This window comes from Vicinamibacterales bacterium (assembly GCA_036496585.1).
In the GTDB taxonomy this organism is placed as follows: domain Bacteria; phylum Acidobacteriota; class Vicinamibacteria; order Vicinamibacterales; family 2-12-FULL-66-21; genus JAICSD01.
In genome coordinates this window covers 1-9999 of record DASXLB010000035.1, presented here as the reverse complement: position 1 = coordinate 9999, position 9999 = coordinate 1, and the positions used below count along the sequence as shown (strand labels likewise).

General features: G+C 68.0%; 6 protein-coding genes. 2 read left to right on the top strand and 4 right to left on the bottom strand.

What is annotated here, in order from left to right; all coding sequences use genetic code 11:
- The coding region (locus VGI12_11580) for a hypothetical protein (GenBank protein HEY2433303.1) at nt 1-2403 on the top strand (2403 nt) is incomplete at its 5' end.
- The gene (locus VGI12_11575; GenBank protein ID HEY2433302.1) at nt 2400-3704 is read left to right on the top strand and encodes an MFS transporter; all 1305 of its coding nucleotides are present in this window, start codon (nt 2400-2402) and stop codon (nt 3702-3704) included. The genes VGI12_11580 and VGI12_11575, both read left to right, overlap by 4 nt.
- Before the next feature lie 194 nt (nt 3705-3898).
- On the opposite strand, the gene VGI12_11570 is transcribed toward VGI12_11575, so the two are convergent.
- From VGI12_11570 to VGI12_11555, 4 genes are all read right to left on the bottom strand, one after another.
- Nucleotides 3899-5026 carry a hypothetical protein gene (locus VGI12_11570; protein HEY2433301.1) on the bottom strand — a complete coding sequence of 376 codons (1128 nt, stop codon included), beginning with the start codon at nt 5024-5026 and terminating at the stop codon, nt 3899-3901.
- Nucleotides 5027-5110: 84 nt separating this feature from the next.
- Nucleotides 5111-6028, bottom strand: coding sequence for a ThuA domain-containing protein (locus VGI12_11565; GenBank protein HEY2433300.1), 918 nt, complete (start codon nt 6026-6028; stop codon nt 5111-5113).
- Between the two features lie 79 nt (nt 6029-6107).
- Complete coding sequence (locus VGI12_11560; protein ID HEY2433299.1) at nt 6108-7451, bottom strand: MBL fold metallo-hydrolase; 1344 nt, start codon at nt 7449-7451, stop codon at nt 6108-6110.
- Between the two features lie 31 nt (nt 7452-7482).
- A partial coding sequence (locus VGI12_11555) for a HEAT repeat domain-containing protein (protein ID HEY2433298.1) occupies nt 7483-9999 on the bottom strand: 2517 nt, incomplete at its 5' end.

Here is a 9999-nt window from a genome sequence, read left to right as displayed (position 1 = left end):
CGTCTGCACAAGACGATCGCGTCGAGCGACTGGAGCCAGACGTTGACCCAGGCGCAGACGGACGACCCGATCATCAAGATGCTCGACATGAACAATCCGATGACCGACGGACGCTGCCTGTGCGGCTTGTGCGTCATGGACATGATCGCGCGCATCGCCAATGACGTGCGGGACGTGCCGCGGCGCAAGGTGCTGCTGTTCGTTGGCAGCAACATCATCGTCCAGACCGGTACTGCGCCAATGAACAACGGTTTGAGCTGCGACAAGCTCGTGCGCGATTCGCGCGAGGCGCTGTTCGACGCGCTCGGCGCCTCGGGGATGACGGTGCACTCGATCGATCCCCAGGGCGTCGCGAGCGTCGGTCCGGCGACGCGCGCCACCGTCCCCAACGGAATTGAAAACCGCGACGGCGCCGCGCTGCGAGGGCAATTGACTCAGGAGCGCGACGACTTCATGAAAGCGCAGGGCAATCTGGGCGTCCTGCCGGACCTGACCGGCGGCCGCACCATTCTCAATAGCAACGAGCCGTTCAGGATGGTACCCGACGTATTGCGTGAGAGCGACAACTACTACCTGCTCGCGTTCGAACCGATCGAGGGCACCGGCGAGGTCCGACACGACATCCAGGTCAAGGTCGCGCGCAAGGGCGTGGACGTGCACACGGCGCGCTACCTTGGCCCGTCGACCGCGGCCGTCGCCACGGCGGCAGCGTCGACGCCGACCTCACCGCTCGAGCGCGCGCTGACCGACTTGCTGCCGGACGCGTCGCCTCCGCTCGGCATGTCGGTGGCGGCCTTTGCCGGCCCCGATCGCGGCCACGCCTATGTCGGCGTGACGCTCGACGCGTCCGCGTTCGCCGATAAGTCCGGATCCATCCCGCTCGAGATCGCGGTGCTGGCCAGCGATGCGCGCGGCCGGCGCGTCGGCGGCGCGCGACAGGCCGGCACAATCCAGGTGCCGCCGGGGGCAGCTGGCATGGGCGCCTTCGTCGAGCTGCAGACTTACGTCACGCTGCCGGCCGGCGACTACGAACTGCGCGCCGCCGTGATGAACGCGGATACGCGCGCCGCGTCGAGTGTCTTCACGCACGTCACCATCCCGTCGTTCGACGCAGGAAGTCTGGGGCTGTCGGACGTCGTGCTCGGCACGCGCGAGAATGCCGGCTCGCTCCCAGACGGCGCACCGGCGATCCCGATCGTGCCGACGACAGCGCGGGAGTTCAACGCGAACGGTTCCGCTTGGGCGTTTCTCCGGGCCTATCGCGGCGGAGACAACGGCGGTGCGCAAGCCGTCAGCCTCGACGCGAACGTCCTCGACAACCGCGGCCGCCGTGCCAGGCATCTGTCGCTGCCGGACGCCCGCTTCGCGGATCGGAGCGCCGACGTGCGCGTGCCGCTGCCGCTCAAGGACCTGCCGCCCGGCGACTACGTCCTACGCGTCGACGCGAAGCAAGGGCGCGCCGAATCGTTCCGCGAGGTCGCCTTCACGGTGGCGCCGGCGGCGGCGCCGATCGTCCTGACCGAGCACACGCCGGAGCTCGATGCCGCGCTCGCCGCCGCGGCCGCCTACCTGCAGGACTACGAGCACCGGATCGGCGCCATCGGCGCCGAGGAGCAGTACGAACAATCCGTACCGCCATTGGGCGGAGCCGCGGCGGGGACGACGACACCGGCCCGTCAGGGCATCAACGGCGCGGTCGTGAGCCGCGGAGCGGTCGAGACCGCCGGAACGGCCCCGACCACGAGGAAGACTCGCGCAAACATCATGACCATCAGCCTCGGCGCCCGCGGCTGGGTCGCGTTTCGCGACATCTTCGAGGTCGACGGCCGGCCGGTCCACGATCGCGAAGAACGCCTGAGCCGGATTCTCCAGAACGTCAATCCGGATTCGCTCGAGCAGGCGCGCAAGATCGCCGTCGAGAGCGCGCGCTTCAACCTCAATCCGGAGACGGCACGTATCGATCGCACGACCAACGTCCCGATGACCGCGCTGCTGTATCTGCGCGGCATCAACCAGTCGCGCTCGGCGTTCCGGCTCGGCAGACCCGATCGGGTGGGCGGCGTCAATTGCGTGACGCTGCAGTTCACGGAACAGAGCCAGCCGCGGCTCGTCCGGACGAACGACGGCGCGCCCGCGGAGGGCACGTTCTGGATCGACATGGCGAGCGGCGGCCGGGTCGTGAAGACGGAGATCCGCATGCAGTCGGCCAGCGCCCCGGGACAGCCGGTCATCCGATCGCAGACGGCCGTCACCTACGCGCACGTCGACAAGCTGGACCTCTGGGTTCCGGTCGTCATGGACGAGAACTACGAAGTGACCGCGTCGCGCCAGACGCTCACCGGACACGCCACCTATTCGGACTTCCGCGTGTTCAAAGTGTCGACGTCGACGGACGTGAAGTGAGCGCGGCGCCCCTTTCCGAAGCCGAACACCGCCGTCACCTGCGTCGCGCGGTGCTGGCCGCCACGGTCGGCACCGCGATCGAGTGGTACGACTTCTTCCTCTACAGCACGGTCACCGGCCTGGTGTTCGCGCCGCTGTTCTTCCCCAACTCCGACCCGCGCGTCGGCACGCTGAACGCGTTCGCCATCTACGCCGTTGGCTTCGTGGCGCGGCCAATCGGCGCCGCCATCTTCGGCCACTACGGCGACCGCCTGGGCCGGAAGTCGGCGTTGATCGCGACGCTGCTGCTGATGGGTATCGCGACGTTTCTCGTCGCGCTGGTGCCGCCTTACTCGCGCATCGGCATCTGGGGAGCCATCATTCTGACGCTGCTGCGCTTCGTCCAGGGGATCGGGGTCGGCGGCGAGTGGGGCGGCTCGGTGCTGCTGGCGATGGAATGGGCGCGGACGAACCAGCATCGCGGCTACATCGCGTCGTGGCCGCAGTTCGGCGTGCCGGCCGGCCTGTTCCTCGCCAACCTCGCCGTGCTGGCGTCGAGCACGCTGTCGGGCCCGCAGTTTCTCGCGTGGGGGTGGCGGATCCCGTTCCTGCTGAGCGGCGTCCTGGTCGGTGTCGGCCTCTACATCCGGGTCGGCATCCTGGAGACACCGGTGTTCGCACGTCTCGCTGCCGAGAGACGGATCGAACCGGCGCCCGTGCTCGAGGCGATCCGTCGTCAGCCGCGCGAGATCGTGCTCACCGCGCTCTGTCGCATGGGCGAGCAGGCGCCGTTCTACATCGCGTCGGCGTTCGTGTTTGCGTACGGCACCGGCACGCTCCACATGCCGCGCAATTTTCTGCTCATGGCCCTGCTGGCCGCGACGGTCATTTCGTTTCCGATGACGCCGCTCGCCGGACATCTGTCGGACCGCTTCGGCCGCAAACGCATCTACATGATGGGCGCGGCGGCTACCGGGCTCTATGGCTTCGTGTACTTCGGCCTGCTCGACACGCGCGCGCCGGCGTTGGTGTTCCTCGCGATCGCGCTGTCGCTGCTGCCGCACGACCTTATGTACGGCCCGCAGGCCGCGCTCATCGCCGAATCGTTCGCCGGCCGCGTGCGCTACAGCGGCGCCTCGCTCGGCTATCAGTTGTCGTCGATCTTCGCCGGCGGCCCGGCGCCACTCGTCGCGACCTGGCTCCTCGGCCGCTACAAATCCGGCAGCGCCATCGCCGTCTTCATCGCCTTCTGCGCTCTCGTCAGCCTGATCTCGACCGCGCTCCTGACCGACCACACGGGTCGCGACGCCCGCCAAGATTGAACCAGCCGTCCGACGAGGGTCAAACCGGGGTCAGACCGGGGTCAGACCACCATGCGATCAGAGGGGTACGCAGTTCTGGACGGAGCAGGTTCCCCTTTTCACATCGTTCTTGCGTACCCCTACGATCGCATGGTGGTCTGACCCCGGTTTGACCCCGGTTTGACCCCAGTCGGACGGCGGCGGGGGGACTGGAATCAGTCGTGAAGGCCCTGGGTCCGGAGCCAGTCGACGACGAGGGCTGAGGGGAACTTCGAGAGCATCGTCGCACTCTCCAGCGGCGTGCCCACTGCGGACAGCAGCACGCAGCTGCACTCGTCGGCTGACTCCAGGGCACGTCCGCGTTTGCCGTCGCGCATCACACGGAACATCACGTCGTCGACCCTCGGCAACGGGGCCGGCAGCGCTTCCGGCACCAGACGCTGGATGAGCGCGTCGTGGCGCACCGCTTCGCTGTCGTCCATCAGGCCGAGCTGCGACGCCACGTAGGAGCAGCACCGCATGCCCCAGCACACGGCAAGACCGTGGGGCAGCACGCCCGCCGGGTAGCACTGTTCCAGCGCATGCCCGACCGTGTGGCCGTACTCGAAGATCATCCCGGCGCGGGCTTCCTGCGGGTCGATCGCCAGCGCCGGAAGCTTGGCGCGAATCCCCGCCTCGACGATCTCCGCGAGCAGCGCATCGTCCACCGCACCGCGGTCGTGGGCGTCCAGCATTCGCTCGGCGATGGTGAAGTGATCGCCGCCAAGGACGAGCGCGTTCTTGACGAGCTCGCCCATGCCGGCGCGCAGTTGCGCGGCCGGCAGGGTCTGCAGGTAGCGAGTGTCAACGACACTCAGGCTGGCGGCGTGAAACGTCCCGAAATTGTTCTTCCGATCGCAGACGTTGATCGCCGTCTTCATCGACGGGACGACGTCGTTCTGCGCCATCAATGTCGTGGGGACGTAACAGAGTCGCAGGCCGCGATAGATGAGGGCAGCGGCCAGACCGCCGAGATTCATGGTGGCGCCGCCGCCGAAGACCAGCACGAGGGAGCGCTTCGTCGCCCCGCCGGTCAGACAGGCTTCCGTGAGGTCTCCCAGGACAGGGAGAGTCTTGCAGCGTTCGCCCTCGGGAGCGACGAAGACCACCCCCGGCAAACTTCCGAGAGCGGCGAATCGATTGACGTCGTCCGGGTACAGCCGCGCGACAACGGCGTCGACGACCACGAACACGCGATCCGCGGTGAGCGCGCGGATGGCCTCGGTCGCCGCGTGGTCGAACAGTGTGCCGGTGCCGAGCAGCGCCGGCACACTGAGATTTCCGAATCGAATATCCAGCGTCATCACGATTGCAGCAGGCCCGGCGCCGCGAGCCGGCGACTGACGCCTATACCCGCGCCGAATGAAGCGCGGTAACGCACGGCAACGTCACTGCCCGGAACGATCCGTCCCGCCGCGCCCCTCGCCGCGGCCGGCGCCCCGGCCCGCGCCGCCGCCGCGCTGCGCAGGCGTACGGACGGTCAGGAGCGCGTCATACGGCTTCTTCGCCGCCCATGCAATCCCCTTCAGGAGCATCGGCTCGATGCGGATGTCGGTGAAGTTCGAGTACTCGTGCCCCTGCATCCAGACGAACACGCGGTACGGCTGTCCACCCGGCAGCGTGTTCTCGTAGGTCCAGATCTGCGGCACTTCCTCGCCGACGTGCCCCGCGCTCCTGGCGCTCGGCGTGTCGTCGATCTTCGCCGTGGCCAGCACGTGGATCTTCGGCGACTGCGCCCAGGTCATCAGATAGAACGCCTCGTCTCGGATCGACACGTCGGACATCCCCTCCATGATCGGGTTCGCCTTGTCGACCACGGTGTAGGGCACGTTGGCGTCGAGCGTGTAGTTGACCTCGCCGTGCTTCTTGGCGCCGCCGAGGATCGTCGAGTAGTAGGCGGGATCCGGTCCGCAGAGCGCGTCATGGATGCTGACCAGGCCGCCGCCGCGCTTGAGGAAATTCTCGAGCGTCGTCTTCTCCTCCGCCGTCATGTAGCCGGTATCCCCCTTATACATGACGATGACGTCGACGCCTTCCAGCTCCGACGCCTTGGGGAAATGCAGCGAGCCGTCGACGAGGGCGTTCCGATCAGTGAGGATCTTGCTCCAGTCGCCGAGGAACTGCGGATAGTCGTGCTGGCCGGCGCCGTGCGTCTTCAGGCCGGTGCGCAAATAAATGTGCGGTCCGGTCGGCGGGGGCGGCCCGGGCGGTACGCCCGGCAGCGCAGTCTGCGGCGCCTGCTGCTGCGCTCCCACTGTCGCGCACAACAGCGCGACGCCAACTGACAGAAACAGTCCACGCTTCATACCGAGCCCTCCCAATTCAGAACTTCCAAGCCCCACCTCCCAACGCCCAACTCAAAAGCTGGGTATGGGAAGTCGGGAGTTATTTCGCGCGCGGATGCGCACCGTACGTCTTGCTGAAATTGTTGCGGCTGTTCGACACGGTGAACGAGCCGTCCTGCTGGGCGACGACCTTGATCCAGTAGGCCGGCGTGTGCGCCTGCGCTCCGCCGCCGCCTCGACCCGCACCACCAGGTCCACCCGGACCGCCCTGTCCGCCGGGCGCGCCAGCCGGCGGTCCGACCGCGAGCTGACCCTGAGGCGCGCCAGCGCCAGGCGGAAGGATGGGCATCGTCGATGGCGGCGATACGATAGTCGGCGGCGCTCCGGCCGCACCCGGCGCGCCCGCGGGAGCGCCACCGCCGCCAGGCGCCCCGCCGCCCGGCGCCCCGGCGCCCGGACCACGGCCACCGCCCGGCCCACCGCCGCGCGGCGGCGCCGTCAGCACGTTGGCAATCGTCTGGTTGTCGTCGACGTTGGCGATGAAGACGCCGGCGCTGTTCTGCTCGATGCCTGCGCCGTAGCCCCAGTGCAGCTGCCAGATGTCTTCGAGTCCCGGCGACGTGCGCAGCGTCGGCATCGTCTGGGTACCGGCGCCCTTGCGGGTGCCGTTCTGCATCACCGCGACGCGCGGCGCCAGCGCATGAATGAGCTGCGGCGAGTTCGACGGATCGGTCCCGTGGTGCGAGACCATCAGGAGATCGATGGTGCCGATGGGATTATTCGGGCACATCAGATCGTGTTCCTTGTTCCACAGCAGATCGGCGAGATCGATCGAGCGGAACTGGCCGAAGGTGACGAGGCTGCCGACCGACTGCGCGTTCTCGGGATCGGTGGTGATGTCCTTGGGCTGGAACGACGCGCACTCGGGATTCGGCTTGCCGGCGCCCGGCAGCGGCTTCTTCAGCACCTCGCCGGCGGCGGTGACAATCAGCCAGTCGATGCCGGTCAACGGCAGCTTGTCGCCAGGTTTCACGACCATGTGCTTGGCCTTGTCGTACAGCTCCTTGTAGCTCGCCTGGAAGTTCGCCACCTGTTCGCGCTCTTCGACGGTCGCGCCGTGATCGACGAACGTTCCGATCGGGATCCGTTTGGCCAGCTCCTGCATCCCGCCGACGTGATCGACGTGGTAGTGGGTGGTGACCAGGTAGTCGATCTTCGTGACGCCGGCATCCTTGATCGCTTCCATCAAGCGGTCGGTGTCGCGCCCCCCGGGGTTGCCGCTGTCGATGAGCACCGTCTGCCCCGACGGCGTGATCCAGAGCGCCGACTTGCCGCCCTCCGTGTCGATGACGTAGACCTGCAGCCCCTTCGACGAGGGGGTCTGTGCGAACGGCACCGCCGCGAGCGCACTCGTCAACGCCGCGATGGCGAATGTCAGTTTCACCGTCTCCTCCGTTTGCCAGTCAGCTAATCGTTCAGTGTCCGCCGCCGCGGCCGCCGCGGCCGGCGGCCTGCAGTTCTTCGTTCGTCCATGGTTTAGCACGCCCTTTCGAGAGGCCGCGCACTTCCATGACGTTGAGCGGATCCACCGGCGACGCGGTGTGTCCCCACGAGCGGCGGATGTAGGTGAGCGCCGAGGCGATCTGCTCGTCGGTCAGGGCCGGACCGAGCGGCGGCATCAGCCCGATCTGTCCTTCCTTGCCACCAAGCAGGATGCGAATCGTCGCATCAGCGTTGGGCGCGTTGACGAACTGGGAGTCGATGAGATTGCCGCCGACCTTCTCCTTGCCCCGGCCATCTTCCTGATGGCAGCCCAGGCAGATGTTCTTGTAGATTTCGGCGCCCGCGTCGTAGCGCTTCTGCTGCTCCGCCGTCATTGGCGCGGCGGTCGCCACCGGCGGCGCCGGGCGGCCGGGCCAATCCAGTTTCGCCGACACATTCTTCGCGAGGCCCGCGATCGCGCCAGTACCGCCCGCAAGCGCCGACAGTGCGGCGGGTTCGGACGGCAGCGAGACGCCGCGGCCGGGCGTCACGACAACACGGCCGCCAGGCGCGCTCAATCCGGGCAGCCCGCCACCTCCGCCGCCGCGATTGCCGCGTCCGGTGGCGCCGCGCGCCGGCAGGCCGGCGTCGAGACCGCGCAGGATCGCCGTGCGCTCCCACTCGGGCCGCGACGCGTCCACCGCGACGTCGAGGACGTGCTGCACCGCCGCGACGTCGCCGCTCTTCGCGACCGCGCCGGCCAGCATCGTGACGGCTTCATTGGGCGGCGCCGCCGCGGCCGCCGGCTTGGCCTGCATCACTCTTGCGAGCACCTCCGCTTCCACGCCGCTCAGGCTGCTGACCGCCGCGTCGACGATGATCGGATCGGCGCCATCGCGCGTCAGGAGCGTCACCGCCGGATCCACGCGATCGGCCGACGGCATCGCGCCGAGCGAGGCCGCCACCTGGCGGCGAACGTTCCAGTTCCGGTCGGCGACGAGACCGATCACGGCCGTTCGCAGCTCCGCGTCCTTGTCGAGCCATCGCTCCGACAACCGCACGGCGGACGCACGGACGTCGGCATTCGTGTCGGTCAGCGCCTTGCGTACCGACGCCACGTCGATCGCGTCGAGGCCGTCGAGCGTCCAGAGCGCGTGCAGCTTCGTCCGCCAGTCGGGCGCGCTGGCAGCCAGCGTGGTCAGCGCCGGCGCCACACTCGCGTCGCCACGCTCCACGAGGATCCGCTGCGCGGTGTCGCGCCACCAGCCCTTCGGATTGGCGAGCGTCTGGGTCAGCTCAGCCGAGGTCGCTTTCGCGAGTGCCGGCGCCGAGGGACGTCGGGCCGGCCGGTTCCCGTAGACGATCCGCCAGATCCGTCCCTTGCCGACCGGCATCTGCAGGTCGTGCGTCTTGATGTAGTCGGTGAGGTATTCGCTCCACAGGCCGCCGGCCTGCACGACCCCGCGATACATGTCGACGACGTAGAGACTGCCGTCGGGACCGTCGTAGACGCTCGCCGGGCGGAAGCGCTCGTCGGACGAAGCGAGGAACTCGCCGCGGGCGTAGCCGTTGGTCGCCTTCAGCCGCCCCGACCCGTCGTTGGCCACCACCATCCGGTGCACGAGATTGGTCGGCGAATCGGGAATGAAGGCGTTGCCCTGCAGGTCCTTCGGATAGGTGTCGCCGCGATAGATCGCCGGGCCGCCGGCGCCCTGAATGACGGTCGACGAGCCGTCGGCACGGAAGAACGGATCGCGATAGCCGCGGTTGACGCCGCGGTTGCTGCGCACCGGATACACGGTTGCGTCCGCCTGTTCGATCAGCAGCTCGTAGAGGCCGCGGGTGCGGACGCCGTTGGGGTTGCGGAGGAAATAGCGCGACGGCGTGTAATCGACGAACAGCGGCGAATCGTTGACGTTGCGGTAGATGCGGCCGGCATCGTCCTGCGACACGGTCCACTGGCCGCGGCTGAGCGATGGCAGCGGCTCCAGTTTTCCGTCGTGCCATTTCAGATCGAAGACGTGTTCGGACGAGTACATCACGTTGTCCATCGCCCAGAACAGACCGTTCGCGTTGTGTTCAATCCCTCCGTTCGGGTTCCCGAACGTATTGACGACCAGCTCCTTGGTGTCGGCCTTGAGGTCGCCGTCGGTGTCTTTCATCAGCCACAGATTCGGCGGATCTCCGACGAGCACGCCGTGCTCGAGGACCTTCAGGGCCCGCGGCCCCGAGAGCTTGTCGGCGAACACGGTCTTCTTGTCCATCACGCCGTCGCCGTCCGTGTCTTCCAGCACGCTGACGCGGTCGAGCGGCTCCTTCGAGTCGCGTCCGGACATGTCGGGCAGGAAGGTCGGCATCTCGACGACCCATAAGCGGCCGTCGGCGTCGAAGTCCATCAGGATCGGCGAGTCGATGAGCGGCTCCGACGCGACGAGCTCGACGTGAAAGCCCGGCGGCAGCGAGAAGGTCTTCATCTCGTCCTGCGGAGACAGCGCGCTCGACGTCGGCAT